18 protein-coding genes, 1 pseudogene and 1 riboswitch are annotated in these 18,835 nt (G+C 38.1%); of the genes and pseudogenes, 15 read left to right on the top strand and 4 right to left on the bottom strand.

Going from position 1 to position 18,835, the window contains the following annotated elements; all coding sequences use genetic code 11:
- Nucleotides 1-85: 85 nt before the first annotated feature.
- The 7 genes from gatC (at nt 86) to M3Z76_RS07020 (ending at nt 6,892) form a co-directional block, all read left to right on the top strand.
- A complete protein-coding gene (gatC, locus tag M3Z76_RS07050) occupies nt 86-376 on the top strand; it encodes an Asp-tRNA(Asn)/Glu-tRNA(Gln) amidotransferase subunit GatC (protein ID WP_293923867.1) in 291 nt (96 codons plus the stop codon).
- 39 nt (nt 377-415) lie between these two features.
- Nucleotides 416-1,879, top strand: a complete 1,464-nt coding sequence (gene gatA / locus M3Z76_RS07045) for an Asp-tRNA(Asn)/Glu-tRNA(Gln) amidotransferase subunit GatA (protein WP_293923864.1) — start codon at nt 416-418, stop codon at nt 1,877-1,879.
- Between the two features lies 1 nt (nt 1,880).
- Nucleotides 1,881-3,308, top strand: coding sequence for an Asp-tRNA(Asn)/Glu-tRNA(Gln) amidotransferase subunit GatB (gatB, locus tag M3Z76_RS07040; RefSeq protein ID WP_293923861.1), 1,428 nt, complete (start codon nt 1,881-1,883; stop codon nt 3,306-3,308).
- A gap of 128 nt (nt 3,309-3,436) precedes the next feature.
- Entirely contained in the window at nt 3,437-3,991 is a 555-nt protein-coding gene (locus tag M3Z76_RS07035; protein WP_293923858.1) for a thioredoxin family protein, read from the top strand.
- 71 nt (nt 3,992-4,062) lie between these two features.
- Nucleotides 4,063-4,977 carry a diacylglycerol kinase gene (locus tag M3Z76_RS07030; protein WP_293923855.1) on the top strand — a complete coding sequence of 305 codons (915 nt, stop codon included), beginning with the start codon at nt 4,063-4,065 and terminating at the stop codon, nt 4,975-4,977.
- A gap of 125 nt (nt 4,978-5,102) precedes the next feature.
- Entirely contained in the window at nt 5,103-6,131 is a 1,029-nt protein-coding gene (locus M3Z76_RS07025) for a TFIIB-type zinc ribbon-containing protein (protein ID WP_293923852.1), read from the top strand.
- Nucleotides 6,128-6,892: a TPM domain-containing protein gene (locus M3Z76_RS07020; protein ID WP_293923849.1), complete on the top strand. Its 765-nt coding sequence runs from the start codon at nt 6,128-6,130 to the stop codon at nt 6,890-6,892. The genes M3Z76_RS07025 and M3Z76_RS07020 overlap by 4 nt, the downstream gene beginning before the upstream one ends.
- A 50-nt stretch (nt 6,893-6,942) precedes the next feature.
- Here the strand turns inward: M3Z76_RS07020 and M3Z76_RS07015 are convergent, their stop codons facing one another.
- Genes M3Z76_RS07015 through M3Z76_RS07000 form a run of 4 tightly spaced genes read right to left on the bottom strand, consistent with a single transcriptional unit; the run spans nt 6,943 to nt 10,602 of the window.
- Nucleotides 6,943-7,329 (bottom strand): STAS domain-containing protein, encoded by a 387-nt coding sequence (locus tag M3Z76_RS07015; protein WP_293923846.1) that lies wholly within the window; start codon nt 7,327-7,329, stop codon nt 6,943-6,945.
- A gap of 14 nt (nt 7,330-7,343) precedes the next feature.
- Nucleotides 7,344-9,038 (bottom strand): methyl-accepting chemotaxis protein, encoded by a 1,695-nt coding sequence (locus M3Z76_RS07010; RefSeq protein ID WP_293923843.1) that lies wholly within the window; start codon nt 9,036-9,038, stop codon nt 7,344-7,346.
- Nucleotides 9,039-9,052: 14 nt separating this feature from the next.
- On the bottom strand, nt 9,053-9,466 hold the full coding sequence (locus M3Z76_RS07005) for an ATP-binding protein (protein ID WP_293923840.1): 414 nt from the start codon (nt 9,464-9,466) through the stop codon (nt 9,053-9,055).
- Nucleotides 9,467-9,480: 14 nt separating this feature from the next.
- Nucleotides 9,481-10,602, bottom strand: a complete 1,122-nt coding sequence (locus tag M3Z76_RS07000; RefSeq protein WP_293923838.1) for a SpoIIE family protein phosphatase — start codon at nt 10,600-10,602, stop codon at nt 9,481-9,483.
- Nucleotides 10,603-10,757: 155 nt separating this feature from the next.
- On the opposite strand from M3Z76_RS07000, the gene rlmD reads away from it, so the two are divergent.
- From rlmD to M3Z76_RS06960, 8 genes and pseudogenes are all read left to right on the top strand, one after another.
- Complete coding sequence (rlmD, locus tag M3Z76_RS06995) at nt 10,758-12,134, top strand: 23S rRNA (uracil(1939)-C(5))-methyltransferase RlmD (protein ID WP_293923835.1); 1,377 nt, start codon at nt 10,758-10,760, stop codon at nt 12,132-12,134.
- Nucleotides 12,135-12,312: 178 nt separating this feature from the next.
- Entirely contained in the window at nt 12,313-12,876 is a 564-nt protein-coding gene (locus tag M3Z76_RS06990; protein WP_293923832.1) for a hypothetical protein, read from the top strand.
- 38 nt (nt 12,877-12,914) lie between these two features.
- Nucleotides 12,915-13,868, top strand: a complete 954-nt coding sequence (locus M3Z76_RS06985) for a hypothetical protein (protein WP_293923829.1) — start codon at nt 12,915-12,917, stop codon at nt 13,866-13,868.
- A gap of 700 nt (nt 13,869-14,568) precedes the next feature.
- Nucleotides 14,569-15,111 (top strand): DoxX family protein, encoded by a 543-nt coding sequence (locus tag M3Z76_RS06980; protein WP_293923826.1) that lies wholly within the window; start codon nt 14,569-14,571, stop codon nt 15,109-15,111.
- Nucleotides 15,112-15,229: 118 nt separating this feature from the next.
- Nucleotides 15,230-15,613 carry a transposase gene (locus M3Z76_RS06975; RefSeq protein WP_293923823.1) on the top strand — a complete coding sequence of 128 codons (384 nt, stop codon included), beginning with the start codon at nt 15,230-15,232 and terminating at the stop codon, nt 15,611-15,613.
- Nucleotides 15,614-15,637: 24 nt separating this feature from the next.
- A pseudogene (locus M3Z76_RS06970) lies at nt 15,638-16,357 on the top strand (IS4 family transposase); the annotation flags it as partial.
- 130 nt (nt 16,358-16,487) lie between these two features.
- Nucleotides 16,488-16,588, top strand: a riboswitch (TPP riboswitch).
- 92 nt (nt 16,589-16,680) lie between these two features.
- Nucleotides 16,681-17,367 (top strand): thiaminase II, encoded by a 687-nt coding sequence (tenA, locus tag M3Z76_RS06965; protein WP_293923820.1) that lies wholly within the window; start codon nt 16,681-16,683, stop codon nt 17,365-17,367.
- A gap of 160 nt (nt 17,368-17,527) precedes the next feature.
- The gene (locus tag M3Z76_RS06960; RefSeq protein WP_293923816.1) at nt 17,528-18,811 is read left to right on the top strand and encodes an acetylornithine deacetylase; all 1,284 of its coding nucleotides are present in this window, start codon (nt 17,528-17,530) and stop codon (nt 18,809-18,811) included.
- The last annotated feature ends 24 nt before the right edge of the window (nt 18,812-18,835 follow it).

Here is an 18,835-nt window from a genome sequence, read left to right as displayed (position 1 = left end):
TGTTATTTTTGCTCAAACTTATGATTTTCATTATGAAAAATGTTATGATAACACGTATGGTTAACTTTATTCGGAGGTGTAAATAATGGCTAAACTAACAAAAGAGGAAGTAAAGCATGTTGCTCATTTAGCACGACTTGCGATTACGGAAGAGGAAGCAGAAAAGTTTGCAGAGCAATTGGGGAAAATTACTGATTTTGCAGAGCAGCTAAATGAATTAGATACAACAAATGTTGAGCCAACATCACATGTTTTACCATTGGTCAATGTATTGCGTGAAGATGTTGCAGGTGAAGGCTTAGCGCGTGAAAAAATGATGCTAAATGTCAAGGAACAAGAAGCAGGACAAGTAAAAGTACCGTCAATTTTAGACTAAAAGACATCATTTAAATGAAAATGTAGGAGGACTTTACAGATGACGTTATTTGAGCGTTCAGCACATGAGCTGCAAGAAAGCTTACATAAAGGCGATCTAACAATCGCTGATTTAACAAATGAAGCATTCGCACGCATTGAAGCATTAGATGGGGATGTACAATCATTTTTAGCATTAAATAAAGAGCAAGCAACTGCACAAGCGGCAGAATTAGATAAAGTGCCTTTCGCGGAGCGTGGACCATTATTTGGTTTACCAATCGGTGTAAAGGATAATATCGTCACAGAAGGCTTAGAAACAACATGCGCCTCTAAAATTTTGGAAGGCTTCATGCCAATTTATGATGCAACAGTTGTGAAAAAGCTGCGTGAAGCAGGCATGGTTACAGTTGGGAAGCTAAACATGGATGAGTTCGCAATGGGCTCTTCGAATGAAAACTCTTATTATAAAACGACAAAAAACCCTTGGAACCTTGCACACGTACCAGGCGGCTCTTCAGGTGCATCAGCAGCATCTGTTGCTGCAGGAGAAGTACCTTTCTCATTAGGCTCTGATACAGGTGGTTCGATTCGTCAGCCAGCCGCTTATTGTGGCGTTGTTGGAATGAAGCCAACATATGGTCGTGTATCACGCTTTGGTTTAGTAGCATTCGCATCTTCACTTGATCAAATCGGTCCGATCACGCGCAACGTACGTGATAATGCATTATTATTAGAAGCTATTTCGGGTGTGGATGCAAATGACTCAACATCTGCGAACGTGCCGGTGCCAAACTATGCAGCTGCATTAAATGGCGATATTAAAGGCTTACGTATCGCTGTACCGAAAGAGTTTTTAGGTGAAGGTGTAGGCGAGGCTGCACGTCAATCTGTATTAGATGCACTAGAAGTATTAAAAGGCTTAGGTGCAACAGTGGAAGAGGTATCGTTACCGCATTCTAAATATGCATTAGCAGCTTACTACATTTTATCGTCATCAGAAGCATCATCAAACCTTTCTCGCTTCGATGGTATTCGTTATGGCTTCCGCGCTGAAGGCGTGAAAAATTTAATGGAGCTATATAAAGAAACACGTGCACAAGGCTTTGGTGATGAAGTAAAACGCCGTATTATGCTTGGCACATATTCATTATCAGCAGGCACGTATGATGCTTATTATAAAAAGGCACAACAAGTGCGTACATTGATTAAAGAAGACTATGATAAAGTATTTGCAGACTTTGATGTGATTATCGGTCCTACATCGCCAACCCCAGCATTTAAAATTGGTGAAAACATTGATGACCCAATGACGATGTATGCAAATGATATTTTAACAATTCCAATTAACTTAGCAGGTGTACCAGCAATTTCAATTCCATGTGGCTTTGAAAATGGTCTGCCATTAGGCTTACAAATCATTGGTAAGCATTTTGATGAGGAAACAATTTATCGCACAGCTTATGCATATGAGCAAGCGACAGACTTCCATAGCAAAACACCTCAAATTTGGGAGGTAAAATAAAATGAACTTTGAAACAATTATCGGTTTAGAAGTGCACGTTGAGTTAAAAACAGAATCAAAAATTTTCTCAAGCTCACCAAACCATTTTGGTGCTGAGCCAAATACAAATACGTCGGTTATCGACTTAGGCTATCCAGGCGTATTACCTGTATTGAATAAAAATGTTGTGGACTTCGCGATGCGTGCAGCACTTGCACTCAACATGGAAATCGAGCAAGAAACAAAATTTGATCGTAAAAATTATTTTTACCCAGACAATCCGAAAGCTTACCAAATTTCACAATTTGATAAGCCAATCGGTAAAAATGGCTGGATTGAAATTGAAGTAGATGGCTACAAAAAGCGCATCGGTATTACGCGCCTTCATATGGAGGAGGATGCTGGTAAATTAACACATGCAGATGGCTACTCTTTAGTTGACTTTAACCGTCAAGGTACGCCATTAGTGGAAATCGTTTCTGAGCCAGATATTCGCACACCAAATGAAGCATATGCTTACTTAGAAAAATTAAAATCTATTATTCAATATACAGGCGTATCGGATGTACGTATGGAGGAAGGCTCACTGCGCTGTGATGCTAACATTTCATTACGTCCATATGGTCAAGAAAAATTCGGTACAAAAACAGAATTGAAAAACTTAAACTCCTTCAACTTCGTGCGCAAAGGTTTAGAGCATGAGGAAGTACGTCAAGCTGAAGTATTGCGTGCTGGTGGCGAGATTGAGCAAGAAACACGCCGCTTTGATGAGAAAACAGGTAAGACCCTTTTAATGCGTGTAAAAGAAGGTGCGGATGATTACCGCTACTTCCCAGAGCCAGATTTAGTGCGCTTATCAATTGATAACGAATGGTTAGAGCGCGTAAAAGCGTCTATTCCAGAGCTGCCAGATGCACGTAAAGCTCGCTACGAATCTGAGCTAGGTTTAACAGCTTATGATGCGGCAGTGCTTGTTATCAATAAGGATATTTCCGATTTCTTTGATGCGACAGTGGCAGCAGGTGCTGATGCAAAGCTAGCAGCAAACTGGTTAATGGGCGATGTATCTGCATACTTAAATGCAGAAGGTAAGGAATTAAAAGATACAACGTTAACACCTGAAAACTTAGCAGGTATGGTGAAGCTGATTTCCGATGGGACGATTTCATCAAAAATCGCGAAAAAGGTATTTACGGAGCTTGTTGCAAATGGTGGCGATGCAGCGAAAATCGTGAAAGAGAAGGGCTTAGTACAAATTTCTGATCCTGCTGTTATTTTAGGCTTTGTTACAGAAGTGTTAGATAATGACACAAAATCTGTAGAAGACTTTAAAGCAGGGAAGGACCGCGCAATTAAAGCGATGCTAGGTCAAATTATGAAAGCATCTAAAGGACAAGCAAACCCTCAGCTAACAAATCAAATTTTATTAGAAGAGCTTGCGAAACGCTAATTAACATTGCTGAGCTGTCGAGAAAGTTAATACTTTCCCGGCAGCTATTTTAAATGGAATCAATTAGTTGTGAAATTTTAGGAAAAGATGCAAAATAGAAAATAAAAGCATTAGGGAGGAATCTAACAATGAAACCAGAACAACAATATTTTGATGAAGCGATTTCGATTGCACAATATATGAACGAGATGTCAACATTAAAAGAAGAAAGCTTTGCTATTTACAATCAATTCACTGTGCCAAATGATGCATTTATTGAGCAATTAAAAAATAGCGATGTGCACATTTTAGCGATTACGGAAGACTGGTGTGGCGATGCCATGCTCAACAATCCAATCGTGCGTAAAGTGGCAGAGGCAGCAGGCTTAGACATGCGTGCAACATTGCGCGATGCAGATACAGATTTAATTGATCAATATTTAACAAATGGTGGTCGTGCAATTCCAATTTATTTACTATTAAACGCAGCAGGCGAAGTTGTAGGGAAATGGGGTCCACGTGCGCCAGAGCTACAGCAATTTGTTATGGATGCACGTGCGGGGTTACCTGACAAAGAGGACCCAGCATTTGAAGAGGCACAAAAAGCAATGTATACGAATATGCGTCAACAATACATTGAGGATAGTAAATATTGGACATATGTTTATGAGGATTTCAAGAAAGCTGTTTCAGCAATCCTATAGGGAACGTTTACGATTGTAAAAACGTTACAATGATAGATAAGAAAATTTGAATTTGTAGGATGGTTAACGGAATGAAACGAGCACGAATCATTTATAATCCCACTTCTGGTCGTGAAGCATTTAAAAAGCATTTACCAGAGGTATTAGAAAAACTAGAAATAGCAGGCTATGAAACATCATGTCATGCAACGACATGTGAAGGCGATGCAACGGCAGCAGCTAAGGCGGCTGTGGAGCGACAATTTGATGTGGTGATTGCCGTTGGTGGCGATGGTACACTAAACGAAGTAGTAGCAGGTATTAGCGGCTTTGACAAGCGCCCGAAACTCGGCTTAATTCCGATGGGCACAACGAATGATTTCGCACGCGCTATCCATATCCCACGTAAAATTGATGAGGCAGTAGAAATTATCGTCAAAGGCGATACATTGCCTGTGGATGTCGGCATATTAAATAATGAGCGCTATTTCATCAATATTGCGGCAGGCGGGCGAATTACGGAGCTGACATATGAGGTACCGAGCAAAATGAAAACGGTGCTTGGTCAGCTTGCCTATTATTTAAAAGGTATCGAAATGATTCCTTCGATTAAGGCGACACATATGAGAATTGAAATCGATGAGGAAGTGTTTGATGGTAACGCAATGATGTTTTTATGCGGCTTAACGAACTCGGTAGGTGGCTTCGAAAAAATTGCGCCAGATGCTTCAATCAACGATGGGCTATTTACAGTGATGGTACTGAAAGAATGCTCAATTACCGATTTTATTAAAATTGCTTCTTTAGCGTTGCGTGGGGAACATTTGAATGATGAGCGTGTCATTTATCGCAAAGCAAAGAAAGTAAAAGTCACATCGGATGACGAGGTGCATTTAAATTTAGATGGGGAATACGGTGGCGATGCGCCAGCAACATTCCAAAATTTAAAGCGACATATTGAGATTTTCGTTCCAATCGAAGAAATTCGTGAGGAAGATCGAGCTTAGTAAGGTGTTGGGGAAGTAGGCTAAAGTCTGCATGTCCCAACACTTTTTCATGTAGCCCTCTATTTTTTTCTAGACTATATAGATTATAATGACTACAATACATACTATTTTGAGGGGGAACGGTAATGATTTTACATTATACATGCCCTAGCTGCGCTGGAGATATGAATTTTGATGCAGATACAGGAAAGCTAACATGTCAAAGCTGTGGTAGGCAGGATACGATTGAAAACTATCCAGAGGAATTGATTAAGACGACCTTTGAAGACAGTGAGACGAACGAATATCATTGTAATAACTGTGGAGCAGTGCTTATTACGCTTGCAGAAACAACGGCGACAAACTGTAGCTTTTGTCAATCAGCAGTCGTTATTGCAGATCGTTTATCTGGGAGCTTAGCACCATCAAAAGTGATTCCCTTTACAATAAGCGAAAAGGAAGCAGTAAAGGCCTTTAAAAAATGGTGTCGTCGAGGCTGGCTAATGCCGAAGGATTTTATGATGTCTGAGCGCGTTAAAACAATTACAGGAATGTATGTGCCATTTTGGCTTTATGATATTAACAGTCAAGCAAAGGTAAAGGCAGTTGGCACGGTTGTGCGCACATATTCAAAAGGTGATTATAATTATACCGAAACAAGCTATTTCGATGTAATGCGTGAAATCAACTTAAACTATTCAAAAATTCCAGCAGATGCCTCTGAGAAAATGAATGATGAGCTAATGGATAAAATCGAACCGTTCCCTTTTCATGAACTGAAGGATTTCAAAACACCTTATTTAGCAGGCTATATTGCAGAGAAATATAATTACACAGATAAAGAAATGCTACCTCGCATTGAAAAGCGAGTACAGGAGTACGCAGATAAGTATATTGCTAGTGAGTTGAGCAATTATAGCACAGTTAGCTATAAGCAGAAGAATGTTAATATCAAACAAAAAAATAGCGCTTATGTGCTGCTGCCTGTATGGATGATTTACCATGACTACAACAATTCAGAATATATTTTTGCAATGAATGGTCATACAGGCAAGGTAGTAGGGAAGCCACCAATTAGTAAAGGAAAGGCGGCTGCTTGGTTTGGTGGAATTGCAGCAGGCACGTTTATTATACTGAAAGCTATTGCAACATTGATAGGGGAGGGCTATTTATGAGTATGCTGAAAAAATGTTTCGCATTTTTTATTTTACTAGTGGCTTTATGGCAGCCTTCTGTATTGGCTGAATCTACTAATCAAACACAATATATTTTTGATTATGCCAACCTTTTAACAACAGAGGAGAAAAAAGAAGTAGAGGCTTTGGCGAAGGAGCTTAGTGCAGATTATAAAACAGCCTTTATCATATTAACTGTTAATGGAACTGATGGTAAGGGAATCGAGCAATATATGGGCGATTTTTATGATAATGAAGCACCAGGCTATAATAAGCCACATGGCAATACAGTGATGATGTCCATCGATATGCAGGAGCGTGATGTCTTTTTATCGGGCTTTAAAAAGGGAAAAGCTTATTTAGATGATGGGCGTTTAGCGTATATTCGTGAGCAAATAACACCAAGCTTATCGGCTGGTGATTATTATGAGGCATTCAGCCAATTTATTATTGAGTCACATGACTATATGAGCTATGGACCAGACGGTATTATATTCCAATGGTGGTTTCAATCGGGGGTAGCGCTTTTATTGGCAGCGCTTGTTGTTGGGCTGATGGCTTATAGCTCAGGTGGTAAGATGACAACAACAGAGCGTGATTATTTTGATTCTAATGGTTCGGGTATTACAAAAAAGCATGATCGCTATTTACGCACAACTGTCACAAAAACGAAAAAGGCTTCAAGCAATTCGGGCGGTAGCAGTGGCGGCGGGACAACAAGTGGTGGACACTCCTATAGCGGTAGCGGCGGGAAGTTTTAAAAAGGGCGTTGTGAGATGCAATGTATAGCATTTCACAACGCTCTTTAGTTTTAGTAGTCATTTATTGATAGCTCTGTATGACTATTACCTTGAATAACTTGTAATGCTTCTTTCTCATTTTCAACAATCGGGAAGATTTTATCGCATTGTGAAATAGCGAAAAGCTTACGTACGAAATTATCTACAACAATAATGACGATTTTTTTATTTTGTATCGAGACTTTTTTGGCAAAATTGACAATCATACCAAACCCTGTACTATCAATATTTTTTACACGACTCATATCTAAAATAAAGCCGAGCTCCGCTTGTAAGCTTTGTGCTTGCAGTTGTTTTTTTATTTCTTCAATTAATCCGTATTCTAGGTTTCCTGTAAAGGCAATAGAAACATAGGTAGATTTATCTGTTATTTGCATGGTAGCTATTTTTTGTTCCATTGTATACCTCCTATTTAAAGCTGAAATTTATTTACTTCTTCACGCAAACGATCAGCAATTGACGCTAAATGTGCTGTGCTTTCAGCCATTTCTGCAACAGTAGCGTATTGTTCTTCAGAAGCCGCTGCAATTTCCTCTGAGGCAGCAGCTGATAGTTCAATAATGCTTGAAATATCGTAAATGGCATCTTGAACATTATGAGAGTTCGTATTGACAGTTGTGAAGGCATCTTTCATTTGTGCCACACCTGTCTCCGTTATACTTGTTTTCTCAACAATCTCCTTCAATGCTTCTCCACCCTGATTAATAATAACAACTTGCTCCTCAACCGCTGATAAATTACTTTCCATTGTACGAACAGTTACAGCTGTTTCTGCTTGAATATCTTTAATCAGCTCTGTAATTTGCTGTGCTGCTTCTTTCGATTGTTCAGCCAAAACGCGCACCTCCGATGCCACGACAGCAAAGCCTTTGCCATGCTCTCCAGCTCTTGCAGCTTCAATTGCTGCATTAAGAGCTAATAAATTCGTTTGATCAGAAATATCTGTAATGACTGTAATAATGCCACCAATTTCCTCTGAGCGCATACCTAGCTTTTGAATAGAGTCCGTTGCATAGCTAACCGTCTCTGTCACAGTACCTAAATGTTGAATCGCTTTACTAATTGCCGCCTCACCTTCAAGCGCAATATGTGTAGACTCTTTAGCATTGTTAAAGCTTTCCTCAGCATTGAGTAAGCTGCTATCGACTTGGCTAATTGTATTACGCATCATATTCACAATATGCTCAGCTTTTTCTGCCTGTGTTGTAATACCAGCAGCTACATCATTCATCGTTGTAGCAATTTGGCTTGAAGCCTCATTTGTTTGCTGTGATGATTCCGCTAAGGCAAGAGAAGAGCTAGCGATTTCATTAGCGTTTTGAGCGACATTTGTTACTGTTTCTGTTAAACGCTCCTTCATATTGTGGAAGGCAACAGCTAAATCTGCAATTTCATCATTACCTCTTGCTTTTAATAAGTCGACCTTCAAATTTAAATTTGCGAGCTCATTAGCATTGTTACGCAAAACATTAATTGGTGTTACAATAAGGCGCTGCATAATATAGCCAATAATAATGGTAATGACAATCGCAATAACTAAAGAAATGACAATATTTTCAATGGCAGATGCTGTTGCAATTTTTGTGTAAGGTGCTGTTGGAACCGCAACAGCCCAAATACCTATTACTTCGCCATTTTTATTTAAAATAGGATCATATGCAGCCTGGAATGGGTCTCCTAGAACAGTTGCTGTACCAAGAAAGCGCTCTTTGTTATTTAGTACAACCTCTGCCACAGCATCAGAAACCTTTGTCCCTAATGCACGTTCTTCATTTTCGATAATCGTTGTTGAAATACGTGTGTCATTTTGAAATATAGACATTACGTTTCCATTTGTTAAATCGCTAATTTGATCGGCAACCTCATAGTTTTCTACCATGTTGACAGAGCCTTTATAAAGATTACCGTCAATAATATCCCAATCTCCAGGAATACTAGAATCAAGTGCATAATAGCTTAATTGCACATCTGACATTAATTTCTCATTAGCACTTTCTAGTAAGTTTTTCTTTGTCACATAATAATTGACGCCACCTAAAATACACGCTAATAATAAAATACAAGTAAAAATAACGATATTGACCTTTTTACGAATTGACCACTTCATTATGTAGAAGCCTCCTAATCGAATAAACTTTTCTTAATGCCAACTAAAAATTGCGAAGTAGCTAATTGCTCAAACCATAGCTGATCTACCATATGAGCGATAAAGAAGAAGCCTCGTCCGCGGTCGGAAAAGCTCATTTCCTCTAAATTTGGCTCAATAATAGATTGCCACTCTTCAGGCGGGATGCCCTCAGCAAAATCAGTTACTGTAATTTGAATTTGCGCATCATGCCATAGAATGTGCAATTGAATATCTTCTTGCCTATTTGCCTTGTTCATTGCTTCAACAGCATTAATGATAAGCTCATGGGTGACAAAGCAAATTTCTTGAGCATTTGGAATGCTATAAAGCTCGGTATAGTTTACCATTACTTGATCAATAAAAAATATGGACTGCTGACAAGGGGCTACATGCAGCATCATTTCCATCAATAATCACCACACTATAATGTAATTGTAATTGAAACAATGGTTATATCATCCTCAAATTGCTGGTCTGCTAGCTCGTATTTTTGGGAAAATTTTTGCAATGCGTAGCTGTTGCTTTGTGATGCATAGGAATGAAAGAAATGTAAATCTATTTCCTCGTCATCCTGTAAGGTTAGCAAGCCATCCGTATATAAAATGATGCGATGCCAGCCAGTTAGTCGCACGCGCTTTGCCTTCACTTGAATAGCTGGAAACAGTCCAAGAATAGGAGAGTTAGCTGATAAAGCAACAGTTTCTCCGTATTTGCCAAACAGGACACCTGCTGGATGTGAGGCATTGACATATTGCAATGTGCGATTTTTTTTATCGATGAGCATATAAACCGCTGTTACTAAAAAGCTATCTAAATCATCTGTCGAAAACAATTCATAAATTTGCTTGTTAAGCTCTGTTATGACAGATACTGGATCTATTAGCGTTGTGATAATCCCTTTTAATAAGGAGCGAATAGACATTGTAATTAACGATGCAGCAATGCCATGCCCCATCACATCAAACAACATAACCGCTGTTAAATCCTCATCTAGCGAAAACCAGCAGTACATATCGCCACCAAGTGTTTGCGATGTAATATAAAGCCCATCTAGCTCAATATGCGGTAATGATAACGCAGGCGATAATGAATTTTTTTGAACATTTTTGGCAATGGCTAAATCCTGCGCTAATTTATATTGATGCTGTTTGCGAAGCTTTGTTTCCGCATCATATTTTAACGCAACTTGCACACGCGTTTTAAAATGAGTGAAATCGAATGGCTTCAAGATAAAATCAAAGATACCTACTTCAAACAGTCGGTCGAGAATAATAGGCTTTTCATAGGAGGTGGAGAGAATAATAGGTGCATCACACCATTTCGTTAAAGCCTCAATTTTCTGACAATGTTCTTCGCAGTTATTTAAATGCAATTTCGCATCATAAACAATCAATTGGATATCTTCTTTTAAAAATAGATAATCAAATTGAATTGCAGACTCCGCTGTTGTAAAGCAATGGATATTCATTAGTTCAATACGATTGAAAAATTTCTGAAGTCTAAGGATATCATTACTAACTGAGCCGATAATTAATACAGCCATTTGCTCTATACTCCTCGGAAATGTAATCTAAAGGTTCTATTTCTATTATACTATATATCCATGTCAGACAGACAAAACAAATTAGAATATTTTGCGTCTCTAGCATGCAAAAAGGTTGCGTGCTACAATAAAAACATTGAAATGGAGGATTTACAATGACTGCACCAGTAATGAAAAATGACCGCTTGACGGTAACAATAGAGGATTTAACACATGATGGTAATGGTGTTGCAAAGGTTGATGGTTACCCATTATTTATCGCAGGAGCACTGCCACAGGAGCTTGTACAAGTGCATGTACTAAAAGTGTTAAAAAATTATGGCTTTGCAAAAGTGTTGGAAATACTTGAGCCTTCCGCTGACCGAGTAACAGCACCGTGCGATTACTTTGTGCAATGTGGTGGCTGCCAGCTACAGCATTTGTCTTATGAGGGGCAATTAAAATGGAAGCAGCGCATGGTTGAAAATGTGATGAAGCGTCTTGGTAAAATCGATGCACCTGTATTACCTGTCAAAGGAATGGACGAGCCGTGGCATTACCGCAACAAATCACAAATTCCATTTGCACAAGGCGAAATAGCACCAATCGCAGGCTTTTACAAAACAAAATCACATACAATCGTTGATATGGAACGTTGCTTAATTCAAACAGCAGAAGCAGATGTTATAATGGCTGACTTTAAGCGCGAATTAACAGCATTAGGCATTCGTCCTTACAATGAGGGGGCACATAAAGGTATGCTGCGTCATGTCGTAATTCGTAAAGGACGCACAACAAATGAAGTGATGGTTGTAGTCGTGACAACAGCACGTAAATTCCCACAAGTACAAGCCACAGTGGCAAAAATTCGTGAGCTTGTACCGAATGTCACATCCATTGTCCAAAATATCAACCCAAACAAAACCAATGTGATTTTTGGTGATGAAACAGTGACACTATGGGGCAAGGATGTCATTGAAGACACAATTGGCGATGTGCGCTTCGAAATTTCCGCACGCTCATTTTATCAAGTGAATCCAATCCAAACAGAGGTGCTTTATAAGCAGGCGCTAGATTATGCACAGTTAACAGGCAATGAACGTGTCATTGATGCGTACTGTGGCATTGGTACAATCTCATTATTTTTAGCTAAAAAGGCAAAGCACGTAATGGGCGTAGAAATCGTACCACAAGCCATTGAAGACGCTAAGCGCAATGCTGAGCTAAATGGCTTCACAAACACCTATTTCGAAGCAGGCCCAGCAGAGGAAATTATCCCACGTTGGTATAAGGAAGGCAAGGAAGCGGATGTGTTAGTCGTTGACCCACCACGTAAAGGCTGTGATGAGGCATTATTAAACACAATTATCGAGCAAAAGCCAAAGCGCGTTGTCTATGTTTCCTGCAATCCTGCCACATTAGCACGCGATTTACGCATCTTGGAGGATGGCGGCTATCAAACACAGGAAATTCAGCCTGTTGATATGTTTCCGCATAGTACACATTGTGAAGCAGTTGCACTGTTGGAATTAACTTTTGTAACCCCAAAATAAAGTCCTGTACTTTATAAAAAAGTCGCAACATCTTTTATTTCGTGTTTAAAATAAAGTCCTGTATCAAAAATCCCTGGAACCCTTTATAGATAGCTTATTTAAGGCTCTTGAAAAGGCAGGAGCGAGAATAAACATTACGCATGATGAAACAAAGATATTATATAAGGGTTATGTTTTTATGCTGAACTTTAAATTACCATCAAAGAAAGTGATGTTGTCTCCAAACGATAAAGAATACTCATCCTATAAAACTTATAAATATGTTTCCACTGGATACATGAATGTTGAAGTAGGATATTATCTTGAATGGCGAAAGTGGAGTAAGCATGAAAAACTTATCAAACAAACCAAAACAGACACATTTGACGCATTATTAAAGAAAGTATTCCTCTATATTTTTTCGCTTCCACAAATAATAGATGAAGAAAGAATGGCCCATAAAATTGCTGAAGAGAAAAAAAGACAAGAGGAAGAACAAAGAGAAATTATAAGGGAACGACATGATCGGGAGTATCAACGTACAGAGGAATTACTTCAAAAATCAATACACTACTTTTACTCGCAAATAGTGAAAAAATATGTCATGGCTGAATTTGATGAAACTACAGATGAATTTATTTGGGCTATGAATAAAGCTGATTGGATTAAGGACTCTGAGAAACACCAAGATGAATACTTAACCACCAAAGATAAAGAAAAATTGATTAGAACCAAACAACCAAAGGGTTTAATATTTGATTAGGACTTAAGCAAGGATAAAATGGTACAAGGGGGTTTATAATGGAAAAATTAAAAGGATTAACACTTTACGATACGTATACACAGAAAGAAAATAATGTTACGAAGGCACTTATTGATCTTCTGAGATTTTCAGATGTTCAACTAACCTTCCAGTTTATAAAACATTGTCTGGGAATTTCTGAAATCTTGTTAGAGGAACCTATTGAGAGGAGATATGCCCTACAAGTTGGAAATAAATTGAATGAACGTTCAGGGTATGGTTACGTTATAGGTATTTCCGATAGGATTAAGAATGATAATAAGAATTCTAATGTGGAAAAGGACACTGTTCCAGATGCTTTAATCAAATTAAACAATATAACTTTGTTAATTGAGTCTAAAGTTGACGGCAATAAGATTGATATGCAACAGATAAAGGATCACGAAAAAATGTTTGATGATGGCGTAATTATTCAACCATATAAGGAAATTTCATGGGAAGATATTTATGAGTTCTTTTTGAAATTGGACAGAAGTTTTATTGAGAATGATAGTGTAACAGAATTGTTATTAGATCAGTATATTGTCTATTGTGAAAATATGGGGTTTTCCTCTATAAAATCCAAAGGATATATTTATACATACTTTGCGAATAAACCAAAAGTTTTATCTATAATAAAAGAAATTGACAATTATTTAACTAACCTTGATTATGTCTATTTTAACGAAAAAATAACTGATTGTTTTGGATATAAAATTAAAAAAAGAAATGGAAAATTCACAAACAAATTCTTTACATCATCTACATATAAAAAAGGTGCATATATTTTACATTTTTCATCTTATGAACTTGCTTCAGAGATTCAAATGGAATTAGATAGAGTATTCCAAGGGAATAAGAAGATGAATAATACAAAAAGTGAAGCACAGATTTATATGGATTTGGTTGATAGTTTTCAACAATTGAAACCATACTTAGATATAGCTTATCGTGAAAGACTTAATGAAAGATAATTAAATATCATCGTCGTATATTCTTCTGGATAAATGAAAGAAGTTTTATTCTGAATTGGAATAACCTTGATGCAGGATAGTTGAATAAAAATTAAATTCCAATAGTTGATATTAGGTATCCCTGAACCCATGAACCTTTAGACTTCTATGTAACCCCAAAATAAAGTCCTGTACTTTATAAAAAAGTCGCAACATCTTTTATTTCGTGTTTAAAATAAAGTCCTGTATCAAAAATCCCTGGAACCCTTGTCACTACTGAAATTCTTCAATCCTTAACTTACAGAACTATTTTTTAAATCGAAAAAAACGTGAACAAAAAGCGTGAAAAAAGGGTAGAAAAACGGTCAAAACGTGATCGAAAATGTGTGAAAATGAGGGAAAGATAGCGTGACTTTATTTTAAACGCCAACGGTGGAATGCGGGTTTGCGTAGGGTAAAGATGTGGTGAGTTTATTTTAAATGAACAACTTTGTAAAAAGAGGATGGGATAAGCCCCCATCCTCTTTTTTGTGCCAAAATCAGAGTATAAGATACAGAAAACACCCATCTTCACAGCCAGCAAGATGAATGCATATATTACTTTTGAGCACTCGAAAAAAATGGACACAAATACGTCAAGGCTTAATGGTTTATTTTCAGAACCCTGTGGAAAATTATACTATTAATATATATAATGAACATATAAGGAGATGAGAAATGTATGAGAGACAAAAGTACTATTTATATCCCTGAAAACCCTGTTTCAAGATTTTTGTTTAGTGATACTCGTTCCGCAATCATTTGGTTAATTATTCGTCTTTATGTTGGGTACACATGGCTAACTGCAGGCTGGGGTAAAATCCAGAACGATGCATGGGTTGGTGAAAATGGCGGGAAAGCAGTTGAAGGATTTGTAAAGGGTGCACTTGCTAAATCACAAGAAACAGCAGATGTAGCTGGATGGTATGCAAGCTTTCTAGAAAATAGTGTGCTTCCACATGCAAAGCTATTTTCGTTCGTTGTTGCATATGGTGAGTTTTTAGTTGGTCTAGGTTTAATTGTCGGTTTATTAACGGGCATTGCAGCTTTTTGCGGTGCATTGATGAATGTGAGCTTTTTATTTGCAGGAACATTAAGTATCAATCCGTTGCTATTCATCCTTGCAACATGGTTAGTGCTTGCATGGAAAGTTGCCGGCTGGTATGGCTTGGATCGTTGGGCTTTACCAAAGCTTGGTACACCTTGGAGTAAAAAGCTAGGTTAAATTACTTTTAAATCATGTCTGTTGATTAGCCAATATTCACCATAAAAACCTAATAAAAAAGAGAGATTCCATGTAAAATGTAAGTTACCACACCAACATTTACGAGGAGGAATCTCTCATGGCTAAGAATACCACGATTTTCACACTACTTCAAAACTTTATTTCACAGGAAGAAATCGATGGAATTCTCGCTGAATTTGGTTTTGAAGATACAGCTCGTAAATGTGATGTTGCAACACTTCGACAGTACTTAGTTGGCGCTGCTACATTTGAATGGAAAAGCTTGCGTGACGCTTCCGATGTGGCCACAGAGAAAGGCTTGAAATCAGTTGATTATTCCACGCTTTCTAAACGTTTGGGTGAACTCAATTATCTGATCATCAAACGTATTTTCGAATGGATTGTCAGCCGATTAAACCGAGCGGCAAGACGTACGCTTAAAATGAAAAAAGAACTCTTGGCCATTGATTCGACAACGATTACTGTCGGTAAAAATCGTTGACCGTGGGCGCTCTATCACGGTGAACGTTCGGGCATTAAACTGCATGTCAGCTATACAAATCATACCGGGATGCCTCTCAAGGTCGTTGAAACAACAGGTTTGAAAAACGATGGTCCAATTGGCGTTGAGCTTGAAGATAAGCGTTTTATCCTTGTCGCTGATCGTGCCTATTTTTCGATTGATAAGGTAGATCGCTATGCGACAACGGGACAAGATTTTGTCATCCGTCTAAAAGAAAATATTCAGTTAAACCGTAAAAAATCATTAAAAAGAACGACTGTTGAAGGATCTAATATCATCGCTGATTTCAAATGTACACTTGGTACGTCTCAAAAACAAACGAAGAAACGCCACCGTGTCGTGGAGTTTACCGATTATGAAGGTGCCATTGTTCGTGTTGTCACCAATCTTCAGGATGTAACAGCCGAAAAAATAGCCGGCATGTACAAGGAACGCTGGGCAATTGAATCCTTTTTTCGCTGGATTAAACAAAACTTGAATGTGCCAGTGTTATTTGGCACGACCAAAAATGCGGTATTCAGTCAGCTATTTTCAGCCTTGATTGCTTACGTATTATTAAAATTTTTACACACGGAAGGACACAAGAAAAACAACTGTAAATGCCTATCTTTCACTGGTTTTAAACGCCAGTTTCTTTGTGCTACTCTGCCAATCGAATGGCGCATCGGTCTCAAAGAAATCCTCGCATTTCAGCGGGAATTTTATCAAATAAATGCTGGATGATTTTGGCTAATCAACACGTGTGATTGAATACAATACAAACGGCATGGCTGACATAAAAAATATGAATAGGTCTTCACAGGAGCACTTGACAAACAAAAATATCTATGATTAGCTAAAGACAATTGAATATACAAATTACTAGGGGAGCATAATTTTGCTGAGAGAGACTTGTCTTGACCCTTTGAACCTGATCTAGGTCATACTAGCGTAGGGAAGTAATGGTCAACTATACATATATAACTTGTATATTTATTCAGCCATTCCCTATTTTAGTGGAATGGTTTTTTTGTATATTTTAAAAATTATAGAGGAGAATAGATGCAATGATATTTTCTGATCGTTTATTTAAAAAAGTGGAGCCAGTATGGAACAGTTATTTAGAGCATCCTTTTGTAAAAGGAATTGGAGAAGGGTCCCTTGGTAAGGAAAAATTCATCCATTATATGAAGCAGGATTATGTTTATTTAATTGAGTACGCTAGAATTTTTGCAATTGGAAGTGCGAAGGCGAATGATTTAAAAACAATGACTATTTTTGCAAATTTATTGCATGGAACAATGAATTTTGAAATGGATTTACATCGTACGTATGCAGCAAGATTTGGTATTTCGAACGAAGACTTAGAAAATACAGAACCATCAGCTACAATGACCGCATATACAAGCTATATGCTAAGTCAGGCACAGCTAGGTGGTGTAGAGAATACGATTGCAGCTGTCTTGGCATGTGCATGGAGCTACAATTGGATTGGCAAGAAGTTAGCTGAATGGCCAGGTGCGCTAGAACAGGAGCTTTATGGAGATTGGGTTAAAACATACTCTTCCGATGAATTTACTACAATCGCTGAGGACTGCATCGGTTTAATTAATGATATTGCACAGGGTAAAACAGAAGATGAGCTGAAAAAGCTTGAAGAAATATTTGTAAAAACAAGTTACTTTGAATACATGTTTTGGGATATGGCTGAAAACATTTCAAGATGGCCAGTGAAAGAATTAGCAAGAACTTAATGCAATCCAATAATCGAATGGATAAGAGAATAATAATTAAATAGAATTTCACAAGTTATTTTATTGATATTGACAATCTAGTGGAAAGAAACCGTACGTGAAAGGTGAAGGGCTGTCTCTTTTCGCAAGTAGCTTTCTATTGTAAAAAGGCGGAGATGTTGTGATACAGAATATTGAAGAATTGATGCTTCAAGTAGAAAATCGTAAACAAGAATTAATCGATTTGGTTACTACACTTATAAAATTTGAAACACCCGCACCACCAGCAAGAAATACGAAAGGTATTCAACAATTTATCGCAACTTATTTAGAAAATCTTCATTTTAAAACGGATATCTGGGATGTATATCCAGGAGATTCGAATGTCGTAGGTGTGAAAAAGGGAAAGGCATCTGAATTATATAGTAGTTTAATTATTAACGGACATGTTGATGTAGCTGAAATTCGAGAGGACGAAGAATGGTTAACGAATCCCTTCGATCCAATCGTGACTGAAGAGGCGATTATAGGTAGAGGCGCAGCGGATATGAAGGGCGGAATTGCAGGAGCATTGTTTGCGCTAAAGCTTTTACATGAGGCAAATATTGATATGAATGGGGATCTTATTTTTCAATCTGTCATCGGAGAAGAAGTAGGAGAGGCTGGCACACTTCAATGTTGTGAGCGTGGATATAAGGCTGATTTTGCGCTTGTCGTTGATACGAGCGATCTTCGCATACAAGGGCAAGGAGGGGTAATTACAGGGTGGATTACGGTGAAGAGCCCTAAAACGTTTCATGATGCAACGAGACGAAATATGATTCATGCAGGTGGAGGTCTTTTGCAAGCGAGTGCGATTGAAAAAATGATGAAAATAATAGCAGGGTTGCAAGAATTAGAACGTCATTGGGCTGTGACGAAGCAATACGAAGGATTCCCACCTGGCACAAATACAATCAATCCAGCTGTTATTGAAGGCGGTAGACATCCAGCTTTTATTGCCGATGAATGTAAACTATGGATTACTGTGCATTATTACCCGAATGAAACGTACGAGGAAGTATCTCGAGAGATTGAAGAACATTTACTTTCCGTTGCACAGTCTGACCCGTGGCTCAAGCATTACCCACCCACCTTCGAATGGGGAGGCTGTTCAATGATTGAAGAGAAAGGCGAAATCTTTCCTTCATTAGAAGTTGACCCGAACCATCCAGCGGTTCAGTTATTATCCACTTCTCATCAAATTAATCATGGAAAAGCAGTGACGATTGATGTGTCTCCTTCAGTTACCGATGGAGGATGGTTTGGCGATGCAGGGATTGCAGCAGTTATTTATGGGCCAGGTGATTTTCAAAATGCTCATGCGGTTAATGAATCTTGTTCCATTAATCAACTTATTGCTTTCACCAAAACAATGATTCATTTTATTTATGAGTGGACAAACACGAAAAAAAGGATGAACTAGCATCAACAGAAGTGGTGAATCTAG

Source organism: Metasolibacillus sp., from assembly GCF_025291715.1.
In the GTDB taxonomy this organism is placed as follows: Bacteria; Bacillota; Bacilli; order Bacillales_A; family Planococcaceae; genus Metasolibacillus; species Metasolibacillus louembei.
This window is presented reverse-complemented; position numbering and strand designations above follow the sequence as displayed.